12 protein-coding genes are annotated in these 13,507 nt (G+C 46.2%); 7 read left to right on the top strand and 5 right to left on the bottom strand.

Features of this window, described 5'->3' with window-relative positions; all coding sequences use genetic code 11:
* Nucleotides 1-216: 216 nt before the first annotated feature.
* A complete protein-coding gene (locus L1076_RS15945) occupies nt 217-1,122 on the top strand; it encodes a hypothetical protein (RefSeq protein ID WP_104036192.1) in 906 nt (301 codons plus the stop codon).
* Nucleotides 1,123-1,192: 70 nt separating this feature from the next.
* Here the strand turns inward: L1076_RS15945 and nfsA are convergent, their stop codons facing one another.
* Nucleotides 1,193-1,915, bottom strand: coding sequence for an oxygen-insensitive NADPH nitroreductase (gene nfsA, locus L1076_RS15940; RefSeq protein ID WP_237303990.1), 723 nt, complete (start codon nt 1,913-1,915; stop codon nt 1,193-1,195).
* 212 nt (nt 1,916-2,127) lie between these two features.
* Here nfsA and L1076_RS15935 point away from each other — a divergent pair, with 212 nt between their 5' ends.
* Both L1076_RS15935 and L1076_RS15930 read left to right on the top strand, forming a co-directional pair.
* Complete coding sequence (locus L1076_RS15935; protein ID WP_005437917.1) at nt 2,128-2,769, top strand: MarC family protein; 642 nt, start codon at nt 2,128-2,130, stop codon at nt 2,767-2,769.
* A gap of 182 nt (nt 2,770-2,951) precedes the next feature.
* Nucleotides 2,952-3,824 (top strand): patatin family protein, encoded by an 873-nt coding sequence (locus L1076_RS15930; RefSeq protein ID WP_061035303.1) that lies wholly within the window; start codon nt 2,952-2,954, stop codon nt 3,822-3,824.
* A 17-nt stretch (nt 3,825-3,841) separates the two neighbouring features.
* On the opposite strand, the gene L1076_RS15925 is transcribed toward L1076_RS15930, so the two are convergent.
* From L1076_RS15925 to L1076_RS15915, 3 genes are all read right to left on the bottom strand, one after another.
* The gene (locus L1076_RS15925; protein ID WP_045405887.1) at nt 3,842-4,531 is read right to left on the bottom strand and encodes a flavin reductase; all 690 of its coding nucleotides are present in this window, start codon (nt 4,529-4,531) and stop codon (nt 3,842-3,844) included.
* A gap of 41 nt (nt 4,532-4,572) precedes the next feature.
* On the bottom strand, nt 4,573-5,073 hold the full coding sequence (locus L1076_RS15920; protein ID WP_039976121.1) for a fasciclin domain-containing protein: 501 nt from the start codon (nt 5,071-5,073) through the stop codon (nt 4,573-4,575).
* Nucleotides 5,074-5,153: 80 nt separating this feature from the next.
* Nucleotides 5,154-6,635 carry a deoxyribodipyrimidine photo-lyase gene (locus L1076_RS15915; protein ID WP_237303989.1) on the bottom strand — a complete coding sequence of 494 codons (1,482 nt, stop codon included), beginning with the start codon at nt 6,633-6,635 and terminating at the stop codon, nt 5,154-5,156.
* 110 nt (nt 6,636-6,745) lie between these two features.
* On the opposite strand from L1076_RS15915, the gene L1076_RS15910 reads away from it, so the two are divergent.
* From L1076_RS15910 to L1076_RS15900, 3 genes are all read left to right on the top strand, one after another.
* Nucleotides 6,746-7,051 (top strand): DUF6482 family protein, encoded by a 306-nt coding sequence (locus tag L1076_RS15910; protein WP_009706480.1) that lies wholly within the window; start codon nt 6,746-6,748, stop codon nt 7,049-7,051.
* 78 nt (nt 7,052-7,129) lie between these two features.
* Complete coding sequence (locus L1076_RS15905; RefSeq protein ID WP_237303988.1) at nt 7,130-8,518, top strand: DUF1800 domain-containing protein; 1,389 nt, start codon at nt 7,130-7,132, stop codon at nt 8,516-8,518.
* An 8-nt stretch (nt 8,519-8,526) separates the two neighbouring features.
* Nucleotides 8,527-9,696, top strand: a complete 1,170-nt coding sequence (locus L1076_RS15900) for a DUF1501 domain-containing protein (RefSeq protein WP_104038101.1) — start codon at nt 8,527-8,529, stop codon at nt 9,694-9,696.
* 78 nt (nt 9,697-9,774) lie between these two features.
* Here L1076_RS15900 and L1076_RS15895 read toward each other — a convergent pair whose 3' ends face one another.
* Nucleotides 9,775-10,755: a rhodanese-related sulfurtransferase gene (locus L1076_RS15895; RefSeq protein WP_104038102.1), complete on the bottom strand. Its 981-nt coding sequence runs from the start codon at nt 10,753-10,755 to the stop codon at nt 9,775-9,777.
* A gap of 465 nt (nt 10,756-11,220) precedes the next feature.
* On the opposite strand from L1076_RS15895, the gene L1076_RS15890 reads away from it, so the two are divergent.
* On the top strand, nt 11,221-13,479 hold the full coding sequence (locus L1076_RS15890) for a ribonucleoside-diphosphate reductase subunit alpha (protein WP_237303987.1): 2,259 nt from the start codon (nt 11,221-11,223) through the stop codon (nt 13,477-13,479).
* Nucleotides 13,480-13,507: the final 28 nt, after the last annotated feature.

Here is a 13,507-nt window from a genome sequence, read left to right as displayed (position 1 = left end):
AATGAAGGCAACCTGATACTGAAAAAATACTGACAAATACCTGACAAAAGTGGGGCTATCTCAAGTTACTAGTGAAAATGCGCTGTTTTGCACATGTAAACCACTGTTAATGTGAAAAAACTCATACCAAAGTTCTATGCATCCTATTTACACTATATGCAACTGCCGTTATGCTTCCTGTTGCGGTCGGATATAACAAAAATATTGGAGCTAATTTTGAAAATCAAACTTTTAACGGCAAGTGTGGCGGCGGTGCTACTGGCTGGCTGTGGTAGCGATAGCGACCCAGTAGTGAAAACCTATTCAGTTCAGGCATATGATCCAGCAGTTATTGGCATGAAGGTGGAAGCTGTATGTGGCGGTGAAACCTACGAGGCTATCGAACTTACTACCAACTACAAAAACATGGTTGGCCAAGCTCGTTTTGAAAATCTAGATGTAGTAACTTCTCCTGATGAGTGTGAATTTATTTTGACTCATACAGACTCCAGTCGTGATGCTTCAAACGGTAAACCAATCACAACTGATTATGCGATTCCACAGGGACTAGCACAAGCTGATGGCTTAGTTACAGGTTCCCCTTTTACAACACTAATCGCTGGCTCTCTTGAAGAAGGTGAAGTTTACTCACCAGAAGTAGCAGAAAAAGTTTTTGCAGATCTTGGTATCGATATCAATGAAATTGGTGTTTCTGTGGATGAGCTTCTTCTAAACACAGAGCAAGTCGTTCAAGATCTACAAGAGCAAGGCGGTGATGATCCAGCAGCTAGCGCAATTGCTACGCAACTAATCGCGACGGCAAACGTTGTTTCTGACGTAATTAAAGCTAACCCAGAGGCTTCTCCAGAAGCAATTTCTGTAGCGGCAAAAGCGATCACAGAGGAAGTAATTACTGCAAACCCTGATTACCCAAAAAGTGAAACGGGTGATGTTATCTATGTAGAGATCCCTGCGGAAGATACAAAGAAAGTTGTTGAGGAAGTGAAGGATGCGATTGAAGCAGGTACGCCTGTTGAAGATATCAAACCTGACGTTCCAACCATTCCTGATCCAGAAGTGGGAGAGCCTATCGAACCTGAAGATCCACCGGGTGGCGGCACAGGCGGTACTGGCGGTAACTAATCGCTAATAAACTAATTGATACTAAAGGCCTCATCTGAGGCCTTTTTTGATCGTACCACCTTTCTATTTCTTAGCGCTTTGCCAATCCCTTACAGTTTAGATAAGGCAAGATGTGCGGGCGAGACTCTCCAGACAGCTTTCCGGCTGTTTCTTGTGACCATGCACTCTGCTTTTGATTGCTTGTGCGGCTCGCGTAGTACTCTTGCATGGTTTGATCGTAAGCTTGTACATCGTCTACGTTCAGCGTTTGGTATTGGTTTTCGTGGACAATAACGTTAACGGGCAAGCGTGGTTTTACTTCTGGGTTTTGATCAGGGTGGCCCAAACACATACCAAACAGGATAGCGGCGTTGTTAGGTAAACCGAGTAGCTCATCGACTTGCGCAGCACTGTTTCTTAAGCCACCAATGTATACGCCACCTAATCCCATAGACTCGGCAGCTAACAAACAGTTTTGCGCCATGATGCCGGAATCCACAGCACCAATTAGGGTCAGCTCAGTAAAGTCGGCTTGAACGTCTGGGTTGATGGTTGTGTGACGCTGGTAGTCAATGCAAAACACCAAAAATTCTGCAGCACTTTCAACGTAAGCCTGATTGCCAGCGTATTGTGCTAGCAGTTTGCGCTTCTCTCTGTCTGTCACACGAATGATAGAGACCACCTGAAGCATGCTAGAAGAAGAGGCGGCTAATCCAGATTGGAGAATCGTTTGTAGTTGCTCACTTGCAATAGGCTCAGAGGTGAACTTACGAATAGAGCGATGACCGAGAATGGTTTCAATCGTACTGTTCATGATCAATCAACTTCCTTAGTTTGTTCTTTGTATTGGCTGAATCTTCACCATAACGCTATTTATATTGAGCGTAAACCAGCATGGGCTTCAAACTGTGGCGATGAGCAAAAGGTGAGGCGCTTGGAAAGTACAGTGAACATAAAGTGACGTTATTTATAAAGTTGGGTATATAATGATTTTTAATAATCAATAACTTACCAAATGTAGAAAACATGAAAGAACTGATACTTCATACCGTTACTGTATTCATGGGCTTTTTTGCCATCATGAACCCAATCGCTAATATCCCAATTTTCTTGAGTCTGACCGCGGATGAAGACAAGCAAACCGTACGCTCAATTGCGTTTCGTTCTGTGTTTATCGCCTTTGTTATCGTTGCGGTATTCGCTATTGCTGGCAAAGTCATCTTCGATCTGTTTGGTATTACCCTTTACGCACTGCGCATTACAGGCGGTATCTTAGTATTCCTCATTGGCTTCCACATGTTGCAAGGGGAATCGACACACAAGAAGACTAAGGAAAAGGCTTATTCTCCGGAGCAAGAACAAGCTGCGTTGAGCATTGCCGTTTCACCATTAGCCATGCCGATATTGGCGGGGCCAGGAACTCTTGCGACGGCGATGAACTTTGCAACAACGGGTGGAATCACCGAAACCATCATTACCATTGCTTCATTCGCAGTCCTTTGTGTGATGACTTATGTTCTGTTTTTGTTTGGTGACAAGTTAGTGAAAGCCGTTGGTCCAAGCGCACTGAATGTGATCACCAAAATGATGGGTTTGATTCTTGCGGTGATTGGCACACAGATGTTTATTGAAGGTGCTGCCGAGGCGTATAAAACCGTCTTTGCGTAATCTCCGATTGAACGACTAAAAATCCACATCAACGCTTTGGTTGATGTGGATTTTTTGATCCTAAGTTTCCACTTAAAGAGCAAGAAACACATAGACTTCGCCTATCTCAATAATAAGAATAACCGATTGTTGCTGTAGCACGAATTTCAGTAATCTTTTTAACGTCTTTATTGGGGGGAAACATGGCAACAAAAGCAATCGTAGTCGAAGGTGGTGCAATGCGTGGCGTCTTTGCCAGCGGCGTATTAGATGCATTCTTAGAGCAAGACTACAAACCATTTGATTTTGCGATTGGCGTATCAGCTGGGGCTTCAAACTTGATCGGCTATCTCACTGATTATCCGCACCGTAGCATCAACGTCATTACTAAATTAGCGACGAGCAAACGCTTTTTCGATCCTACCCGCTTTTTGAAAGGTGGAGATTTGATCGACGTTAAATGGTTGTTTGAAGAGTCAAATCGTTTGTACCCAGTCGATGAAGCGAAACTGTTTGAAGGCATTCCTTTCTTAGCGGCAACGACGAACATCAATACAGGTAAAGCGGATTACTACCGAGTGAATCGTCATAACTTCCACAACGCGATGGAAGCAACAACTGCTCTGCCTATTGCTTACAAACATACCCCGTGTTTCTCCGGTGGTTGTTATACCGATGGCGGTGTGGCAGATTCCATTCCTGTACGAGAAGCCTATCGTCGCGGTGCTCGTGATATCACGGTTGTTCTTTCACATCCTTTGGCTTATGAGAAAAAGCCAGTGAAGACGCCTTGGTTAATGAAGAAGCTGTTCGCTGAACATCCACAAATGGCAGAGGCTATGCTTCATCGCTCAGAGAACTACAATGAGTCGCTTGAGTTCATTCGCAATCCTCCCGAAGGAACGCGTGTTCGCGTAGTTGCTCCGCCAGATGAATTCAACGTTCAGCGATTGTCTATGCGTCAATCTGTCTTGCTCGAAGGCTATGAAATGGGGCTAGAAGCAGGACGCGCTCACCTTACCAACCGAGCGGGCGAACACGGCTTGGACAGAGAAAACTGCCATTTTTGTATTTAGTTCTCGAGTATGAGGAGTTAGTCCAAATCGACTTCAAGCGCTCCCCAAGATGAAGGTTCTCCTTCTCTTGTTAAGGGGAACAGACGAGAGTCAGGTTTGGCATAACTTAACCGATGCAGACGCTGAGTCACGTGGTAGCTATCGAGCCCAGAAATGGTCACTAAGTCGAGAAGTTCCAAGTCAAGGTAACCGTCTGGCATGATCGCTCTTTCCGGTGCGTGCACCATTAACACTTCACCAATCAACATCTCCGTTTGATTACTTTCAATCTTGATGTGTTCTTTCAAAGCTAGGCCCATCTTGAGGTTACTTTCAAGGACAAAAGGTACAGGAAACGCATCATCATAATAAGGTGTCAGGCCTACTGCTTCGAACTCTGAGATATGCTTTGGGTAGCGCGCGGAGGTTTGATGGGCTTTTTGCACAAAGTCGACGCCGATAGCGTTGATGGTGAAATGCTTGGTATCGAGGATGTTTTCTAGCGTGTGACGGCGACTTTTACGTGGACGAACGATAAAGCCGAATAGAGGTGGATGCGAACCCAAATGAACCACCGAGCTCACCACAGCCAGGTTCTCCTGTCCATGTCTGTCCATTGTGCCGATGAGATTAGCGCTTTTGTATCCCGCTAGAGAGTTTATCAATCGGGTGCGTTGGCGTTGCTCCATCGCTTGAATGTCGTGCTTCGAAAGTTTGATGTTTTCCATATCCTTGAAAGGGGCGGGTGAACCCGCCCTCCTTGTTGATTTTATTTCGGCATGATGACTTCATCAATTACATGAATCACGCCATTCTTTGCTTTGACGTCGGTAGCAATCACGGTAGCGTTATTGATCATCACTTTATCGCCCATAGTTTTGATCATCACGTCTTGCCCTTGGACTGTCGTCGCTTTGTCCATTTTCACTACGTCTGCGGCCATTACTTTGCCCGGAACCACATGGTAAGTAAGAATCGCGACCAACTTGTCTTTGTTATCTGGCATCAGCAACATATCAACCGTGCCATCTGGAAGCTTAGCAAATGCTTCGTCAGTCGGTGCAAACACCGTAAATGGACCTTCTCCTTTAAGCGTGTCTACTAAGCCTGCGGCTTTGACTGCTGCCACCAAGGTGTTGAAGGAGCCATTTGCAACGGCGACATCAACAATATCTTCTTTCATCATTCCGTGTTCATGGGCTTGCGCTGGCATTAAAAATGAAAAAGTGGCAAACATAACCGTGGTTGTAACCAAAATACGTTTTAACATTGTGCATTCCTTTCGTTGTTTGGGTACCGCTCTCTCCCTGATAAAAGCCTTTGTTTGTACGCGCGCTTCTTTCTGGGCGATCAACTTGCTTTCTTTTTGCTCGAAGGCCGAACGTGCTGCGCCAGAATTCTCGCTCCTTCTATTTTCACTTCTGTGCGTTTGCGCCATGCCCACAATCGCTCTCTTGCTGCTTTTGCGCTTGCCTCTACATTTACGACGGGCGCGAGATATCGGGAATCGGGATCCAGTTGGTACATGACGGTTTCCATTGCGGTCATTTTCCATGGTTCAAACAACAAGGGCGTGGGAACCATTGCAAGTTCTGGAATCCATTTATGAATGAACTCACCGTCAGCATCGTGCTCTTGTGCTTGTTTCGTCGGATTGTAGATGCGAATCGTATTGGTGCCGGTCACTCCTGCTTGCATTTGAAATTGTGGGTAATGGATACCCGGTTCAAAGTCGAGGAACAACTGAGCTAAGTGAGTGACGCCATCGCGCCAATCCATGTTCATATGATGCGTTAAAAAACTCACCAACATCGCGCGCATGCGAAAGTTGATGTATCCGGTGTGATGAAGACAACGCATGCAAGCATCGATGAGCGGTATCCCGGTTGTGCCTGACTTCCAAGCGTCCAAGAGTGCCTCATCTCTGACGCTTGCTTGCTGTAATAAAGGTTCATAAGCCCTATTGACACAACGAAACTCCATTTCGCATTCGGATTCAAACTTCTGCATAAAGTGACAATGCCAATGCAATCTCGAAGACAGTGCTATTAAGCTGCGACGAAACCCAGCCACTTGCCAATGTTGCAGCAGGTATTGGTACACTTCTCGAAGCGATATATTGCCCCATGCGAGATAGGGAGAGAGGCGAGTGCATGCGGTTCGAGATGCCGTTGGACTAGAAATACTTCGATAATAATCGCGTCCCCGACGTTGAAAAAAGTCTTCCATGGTTTGCCAAGCGAGCGAACTTCCGCCCGTTTGCATGCCTTTTATTTTTTCTAACCAAGAAGGAGGGGGCGTAAACGAGCAACCAAGTGCGTCAACATCGAGGGTAATGAGAGAAGCACTTTCAAGGTCTATATCTTCAATCTCTGCTCGCATAACCGTATCCCAATGCTTATCCCAGCCGAGTCGGTCTTTTGCTCCTCGAATGACGGCGCCATGTTCAAATTCGCGCCACGGAATCCCTTGTGATTGAAGCCATTCTGATACTTGTTTATCTCGTTCAAACGTACAACGCAGTCCGATTTCTTGATGGGAGAAAATAGCATTGATGTTAAACTGGTTTTGAATCGCGCTGAGGCAATCTATTGCGCTACCTGACATTACGGACACTTGATGGCCACGAGCCGAGAGTGTTTTGTTCATATCTTGGAGTGATTGCCAAATAAAACGCCAGTGGCGAGCAGAGTAATGTGGGTCATCCAGTAACATGGGTTCGACAATATAGAGCAGCACAGTTGGATGCTCTGAAGATAAAGCGTGTTGCAAAGGCCTATGATCGGTCAGGCGTAAATCGCGTTTTAGCCACACTAAATTGATTGTTTGCATTGTGCCCCTCGCTTGTTTTTCCGGTTTCTACGTATTTGCGGGGCATATTTCTCACTCAGTGATCGATTTTATTGGTGTTGACGTAGAGGCACGGAGCAAGGAGGTGCTTTATGTCTATGCCACTCAGTAAATTGGAAAAATTCTTCTACATCGACAAGCTCGTTATCCACTCTCTCGATCTCGCTTTGTATCAAGTATCCGTCTTAGTCGATGGAGAGGAACACTTTGTTACCGACGATAAAGGCAAGTTTTTAAGAGCGCATTCGATACTGGAGTTGCAAAAGCAATGTCGTCACTTGAAAGCGAAACAGCAGGTGCTTCGTCAACAAAGCGCTTATGACGAAATGGTTGGGCAGTCATCCAAAGATGGTACTAATGAATTAGAAGTTCCTCTGCGTGATAACCAGCTTTACTGACTGAGAAATAACCAAAAATTGAACTCGACGCCATGTGATGCTTGCTAGACTGACATAAAGCATCACACGGAATCGGCTATGCAGTATTACCCAACTCAAGACATTATCTCTGAGCAGCGGTTTGGCTTTGGGGCCCTTTATCAACACAATTCGCCAAGTTTAGAAAAGCAACTAAGCAGTAAGACCTATTGGCATGAGGCAGTAACCAAGTTGCCGAGTACAAACGAAGTGTTGTTGGAACTGAAAAAGCTCAATGACACCAAACGAGAGCTCAAACAATCCCCTACCAAAAAACGTGAAGTGCAAAAGCAAATTGGTGCGTTCTTTCGTGAGCAATATTTGCGACAAGTCGAGGCTCGCAACCAACAGACTTTGCACACTCCGTGTGGATTTCAGGAACGCTTGATTCAATTTTGGAGCAACCATTTTGCCATATCGGCAGACACACGAAAGGTGCGTCCGATTGTGGCTAGCGTTGAAAATGAAGTGATTCGAGAACACTGGAATGGCAACTTTGTTGAGATGCTCTTAGCTGTGAGTCAGCACCCAACCATGCTGATGTTTCTGGATAACAACTTGTCGGTAGGACCGAACTCCAAACAAGGACTGAAACAGGGTAAAGGGCTCAATGAAAACCTCGCGCGAGAAATCATGGAGCTGCATACGCTTGGTGTCGATAGCCAATATACACAACAAGACGTAATTGAGCTGGCAAAAGCCATTACTGGCTGGAGCGTTGGATTCAAAGCGCCAAAAGTTGGTTTCCAATTTAATGCAAGAACCCATGAGCCAGGCTCGATAACTCTGCTTGGCAAGCGCTATTCTCAACAAGGTATTGAACAAGGACGAGCGTGTTTGAGAGATCTTGCGCTTCATCCTGATACTGCAAAACATATTGCACGTAAGTTGGTGCAGCATTTCCTAGGACCTTCCGGTGAAGCCTTGGTTGAACCGCTCAGCCAAGCTTACCTAAAAGGTAAAGGGGATTTGCTCCTGGTTTATCGATTGTTGATTCAAAGCGCTTTGAGCCAATCGGCAGAAGCGGTGCGCTTTCGTACTTCTCAAGAGTGGTTATTCGCGGTTTTGCGCAGTGCTGATGTCCGTTTTCCTGAATCGAATGACATGCAAATGAGCAAGTCGGGGAATAAATTACTCGGTGCGCAAAGAAGCTTAGGTCAGCCTCCTTTTATGGCGGGTTCTCCTGCTGGTTGGCCAGACAAAGATGCGGATTACAACAGCCCTTCGGCATTAACTCAGCGGTGGCAGTTAGCGAATCGAATTGCTCGGCTGGCGGTGAAAAGTGCGAAGTCCCAAGGTGTGAAACCACAAGCTTTTGTTGAGCAAATTAGCCAACAGCTCTACGGCGACGCGTTGGACGAACACACAAGGTTGGTGATGAACAAAGCCCCATCTGCAGAGATGAAGCTTTCTCTACTTTGGCTTAGTCCGCAATTCCAGTATCGATGAGGTGAGTGATGACAATAGATAAACAAACGAACTTCACATCGACTCGCCGACAATTCTTGAAATCGGCTTTAGCCGTGGGCGCAACAAGCTTGTTGCCTAATGCAGTCTTTGCTCAATCTAGCTCTCCAAATATCTTTGTTTGGATTACGCTGCGTGGTGCGATGGATGGATTAAACGTTGTGGTTCCTTATGCTGATAAGCAGTATTTAGCTCTCCGTCCGACGATTGGTTTAGCAACAGAAAAACTGAATAAACTCGACGATCTTTATGGTTTGCATCCGGCGATGAAAACCAGCTTCGAGTGGTATCAAAATAAGCAGATGGCAATGGTTCACGCTTGTGCCACCGCGTATCGTGAGCGCTCTCATTTTGATGGGCAAAAGGTTTTAGAAAACGGTACAGACAATCCGTTACATCGTGATGGGTGGTTAAACCGATTGCTACAACTGGATGCGAAGTCGAAAGGTTTGGCGATCGATTCAGGGTTACCTTTGATTGTTCAAGGGGAGAAGGCAGTCAGTAGTTGGTATCCAAACAATTTGCAAGCGAGAGACAGCCAAGTGGAGCTGCTAGAGGCGTTGTTTCAAAGTGATGAGAAGCTCGCGAGTAATTTTGAAGAAGCGCTGAAGATTGAAATGATGTCGAATCGTAATCGTCCCGGTAAGCAGTTTCCTGTCTTGGCGTCTCAAGCGGGAACTTTTCTCTCTGCACAAGGCGGTCCCAACATCGCGGTATTGGAACTGGGTGGATGGGATACTCATGCAGGGCAGGGGGCAGAAACAGGAAGGCTTGCCAATCAATTACGTAAATTGGATAACGGTCTTGCCAACCTAAAGAAAGCGTTAGGGGATAACTGGTCGAAAACCGTCGTGATGGCGGCAAGTGAATTTGGACGCACCGCAGCGGAAAACGGAACCAAAGGCACCGATCATGGAACAGCAAACGCCATGTTTATTGCTGGTGGAGCCATTGAAGGAGGCAAAGTATTGGGAGAATTCCCGGGGCTTGGCCAAGCTGAGCTCTATGAAGGGCGTGACTTAGCCCCTGCTAATGATATGAGGGCGGTGATCAAAGCCGTTCTACAGCAACACATGAGCATAGAATCGAGTGCGCTAGAAAGCGTATTTCCTGACAGCGGCTCAGATGTAGCTTACGCAGGCCTTATCAGAACATCTTAGTTTTTACCTTCCAACGATAACAAAAACGCCCCGTCTCCAAGCCAGAAACGGGGCGTTTGTGCTTAATATGTTTGAATCTTACGCTCGTTTGCGCTGTGCGTCTTTCTTCGCCAGCTTTTCTGCGCGTCGCTGCTCGCGTTGTTTGGCACTTTCACCACCGACGTGTTGTTCGCCACGAACCGCTGCTAACGACACTTGCTTTTCACGCTCGCGGAAGCGCGCTACCTGTTCGTCACTGTGCTTACCAAAACATTTCGGGCAGCTTACGCCTTGCTCAAACTGCTCTGATTGTTTGTCTTCTTCTGTGATAGGCAGTCGGCAAGCATTACACAAGTCGTAGTCCGCTTTTTCTAGCTGATGGTTCACCGCAACGCGACCGTCGAATACGTAACAATCGCCTTCCCACAAGCTTTCTTCTTCTGGTACTTCTTCAAGGTATTTCAGAATACCGCCTTCTAGGTGGTACACCTCATCAAAGCCCTGCTCTTTCATGTAAGCAGTCGACTTTTCACAGCGAATACCACCAGTACAGAACATCGCGACTTTTTTGTGTTTCTCTGGATCCATGTTTTGTTTTACATAGTCAGGAAATTCACGGAACGTGTCAGTATTTGGGTTAACTGCACCTTTAAATGTTCCGATCTCAATTTCATAGTCATTACGAGTATCAACCACAAATACTTCTGGATCAGCAATCAGATCGTTCCAATCTTGCGGCTTCACGTAGGTGCCTACGACATGACGAGGGTCGATGCCTTCAACGCCCAATGTCACAATCTCTTTCTTGAGTTTTACCTTGGTGCGGTTAAACGGCTGATTATCTGAGTACGACTCTTTGTAAACAATACCAGTAAGGCGAGGCTCGGCATTTAGCCATGCAAGCAGTGTATCAATACCTTCGCGTTTCGCTGCAACCGTACCGTTAATACCTTCACTTGCCAGTAGCAACGTTCCATGTACACCGTGGGCTTCCATTAGGGCAAGCAATGGCTCGCGTAACTCTTGGTAGTTTTCTAGTTCCACAAATTTATACAGGGCGCAGACAACATACTGACTCATGATTATTCCTTACTTTAAAAGGTCGATGGTTCGACGGCTCGATACCTAACAATTTTAGCGGCTCGGAGTATACCTGAGTAATTTAGTCGGAAATACGGACAAACTATGCGGATATTTTCAGTCATATTGACTCGGCCATTTTTTCAACAAATCTTGGCGGATATCATTGGAAACTCAAGGACGTTAAAGTTTGAACCATATCACATTTGTGGTTCTTTTCTATAAATGAATTAAGTCAATGAAAATTAAAGCTTTGTGGGAAACTTCATCACTTTATCAGTTTTGCGGTGCTTGCCTCTGATTGCTGTTCGTATCGAGCTTGGTGTCAGTGTCAATATGTTTCCTTACCCTCTCTATCGTCAGTCCTAACTTTTAAAAAACTTACTTGTAATGATAACCATTATCATCTAGATCTATTGCGTACATATGGTGCTCAACATTTAAACTACACACAAGATATAGATTATGGACGTTATAAAACGAGATGGACGGAAAGAAAAAGCCAGCCTAGATAAGGTGACTCGAAGAGCCGAAGCGCTGGCTGATGGACTAAAAGTTGAACCTATTGCGGTTGCACAACGCGTAGTAAGCGGTTTGTACGACGGCATTAAGGTGACGGAAATCGATGTGTTCCTCGCTGAAACGGCAGCAAGCCTTGCGACGGAACACCCTGATTATGCCAAGCTTGCGGCTCGCGTGATGGTGAGTTCTCTGCAAAAAGAAACCAGCGGATACGCTACTGCAACACGTGAGCTCTCTGAAATCGGTATTCTTTCCGATACTTACGTCGACTTTGTTGCCAAGAATCAGTTTGCGCTCGAAGAGATGATTGACTACAAACGCGACTATCAGTTTGATTATTTCGGCTACAAAACTCTCGAGCGTTCCTACCTATTGAAAGTAAAAGGTGTGGTGGTTGAACGACCACAAGATATGTTCATGCGCGTGGCAGTCGCTGTCGCAGGTGACGATCTTGAAGAAATTCGAGAGCTATACGATTTGCTCAGTCTTGGCTACTACACCCACGCTACGCCAACGCTGTTTAATGCTAGCTGTAAGATGCAGCAACTGTCTTCGTGTTTCCTATTAGCGATGCAAGAAGATTCCATTAACGGTATTTACGACACCCTCAAAGATTGTGCGCTGATTTCTAAATCGGCGGGTGGCATTGGGCTACATATCCACAATATTCGAGCGACGGGTGCGCCAATTATTGGCACTAACGGTGTGTCGAATGGCATCGTGCCAATGCTCAAAGTCTTCAATGAAACGGCTCGCTATGTGGACCAAGGTGGTGGTAAGCGCAAGGGCTCGTTTGCGGTTTATTTGGAACCTTGGCATGCGGATATCGAATCCTTCCTCGATTTACGTAAAAACCACGGTAAAGAAGAGTTCCGCGCACGTGATTTGTTCCTCGCTCTATGGGTGCCAGACTTGTTCATGGAACGTGTCGAAAACGACGCGGAATGGACTCTATTTAGCCCTCACAATACCAAGGGCTTGTCTGATTTATATGGTGCTGAATTTACTCAGAAGTACCAAGAATACGAACGTATGGGCTTGGGCGTGAAGACCATCAAAGCCCGCCAATTGATGACGCAAATCATTGAGTCGCAAGCCGAGACGGGCACGCCGTACATGCTCTACAAAGATGCGTGTAATGAAAAGTCGAATCAGAAAAACCTCGGCACCATCAAATCGAGTAACTTGTGCGCAGAGATCATGGAAGTCTCGACGCCAGATGAAACGGCGGCTTGTAATTTGGCGTCTATGGCACTACCTAAGTTCGTTACAGACGCGGGGTTTGATTTCGACAAACTTCACCAAGTCACCAAAGTCGCGATTAAAAACCTCGACCGCGTTATCGATGTGAACTATCACCCAACCGATAAGATTGAAAAATCAAACCACGCGCATCGTCCTGTTGGTTTGGGTATCCAAGGTTTGGCGGATGTATTCTTCAAAATGCACCTTCCATTCGATAGCGAAGAAGCATTACAGCTTAACCGTGACATCGCGGAAACCATGTACCACGCCTCCCTTGAAGCGTCTTGTGAAATCGCGGCGCAAAAAGGCGCGTACTCCAGTTATGACGGCTCACCAATCAGTCATGGTCAGTTCCAATTTGATCTGTGGGATGAACAACCAAGCAGCCGATGGGATTGGTCACAGCTCAAGCGCCAAATCGCAGAGTATGGTGTGCGCAACTCGTTACTGATTGCTCAAATGCCAACGGCGTCGACAGCGCAAATTTTAGGTAACAACGAAGCGTTTGAAGCGCAAACCAGCAATATCTACAAACGCCAAACCTTATCGGGTGAGTTCATCATCATCAACAAACATCTGGTCAGCGATCTGGAACAGCGCGGGCTTTGGACGAGCAAAATCCGTGACGCCATTATTCTCAATAACGGTTCAGTACAAGGCATCGATGCCATTCCAGACGATCTTCAATCCGTGTATCGCACCGTGTGGGAAATCTCTCAGAGAGTGATCATTGATATGTCGGCAGCTCGTGCCCCGTTTGTTTGCCAATCGCAGAGCCTCAACTTATGGCTTGCATCACCAACATTCGCCCAAATCAATGCGATGCACTTCTACGCGTGGAAACGTGGTCTGAAAACCGGCATGTACTACTTGCGCTCCAAGCCATCGACGAATGCGGTGAAAGTCACCGTTGGTCAGCAAAGCGAAGATGAAGATTGCCTAAACTGCGGCGCATAAACCTATCTCGTCAATTAAAAAGATTCAC

It is taken from the genome of Vibrio sp. MMG023, from assembly GCF_021654215.1.
Taxonomy (GTDB): domain Bacteria; phylum Pseudomonadota; class Gammaproteobacteria; order Enterobacterales; family Vibrionaceae; genus Vibrio; species Vibrio jasicida.
Note: the sequence above shows the minus strand (reverse complement) of the source record. Positions and strands in the feature narration are given on the sequence as shown.

What these genes read in the sequence shown, in the direction of transcription:
- nfsA (WP_237303990.1), bottom strand. Translation starts at nt 1,915, where the DNA reads ATGAACAGTACGATTGAAACCATTCTCGGTCATCGCTCTATTCGTAAG.
- L1076_RS15935 (WP_005437917.1), top strand. Translation starts at nt 2,128, where the DNA reads ATGAAAGAACTGATACTTCATACCGTTACTGTATTCATGGGCTTTTTT.
- L1076_RS15930 (WP_061035303.1), top strand. Translation starts at nt 2,952, where the DNA reads ATGGCAACAAAAGCAATCGTAGTCGAAGGTGGTGCAATGCGTGGCGTC.
- L1076_RS15925 (WP_045405887.1), bottom strand. Translation starts at nt 4,531, where the DNA reads ATGGAAAACATCAAACTTTCGAAGCACGACATTCAAGCGATGGAGCAA.
- L1076_RS15920 (WP_039976121.1), bottom strand. Translation starts at nt 5,073, where the DNA reads ATGTTAAAACGTATTTTGGTTACAACCACGGTTATGTTTGCCACTTTT.
- L1076_RS15915 (WP_237303989.1), bottom strand. Translation starts at nt 6,635, where the DNA reads ATGCAAACAATCAATTTAGTGTGGCTAAAACGCGATTTACGCCTGACC.
- L1076_RS15910 (WP_009706480.1), top strand. Translation starts at nt 6,746, where the DNA reads ATGTCTATGCCACTCAGTAAATTGGAAAAATTCTTCTACATCGACAAG.
- L1076_RS15905 (WP_237303988.1), top strand. Translation starts at nt 7,130, where the DNA reads ATGCAGTATTACCCAACTCAAGACATTATCTCTGAGCAGCGGTTTGGC.
- L1076_RS15900 (WP_104038101.1), top strand. Translation starts at nt 8,527, where the DNA reads ATGACAATAGATAAACAAACGAACTTCACATCGACTCGCCGACAATTC.
- L1076_RS15895 (WP_104038102.1), bottom strand. Translation starts at nt 10,755, where the DNA reads ATGAGTCAGTATGTTGTCTGCGCCCTGTATAAATTTGTGGAACTAGAA.
- L1076_RS15890 (WP_237303987.1), top strand. Translation starts at nt 11,221, where the DNA reads ATGGACGTTATAAAACGAGATGGACGGAAAGAAAAAGCCAGCCTAGAT.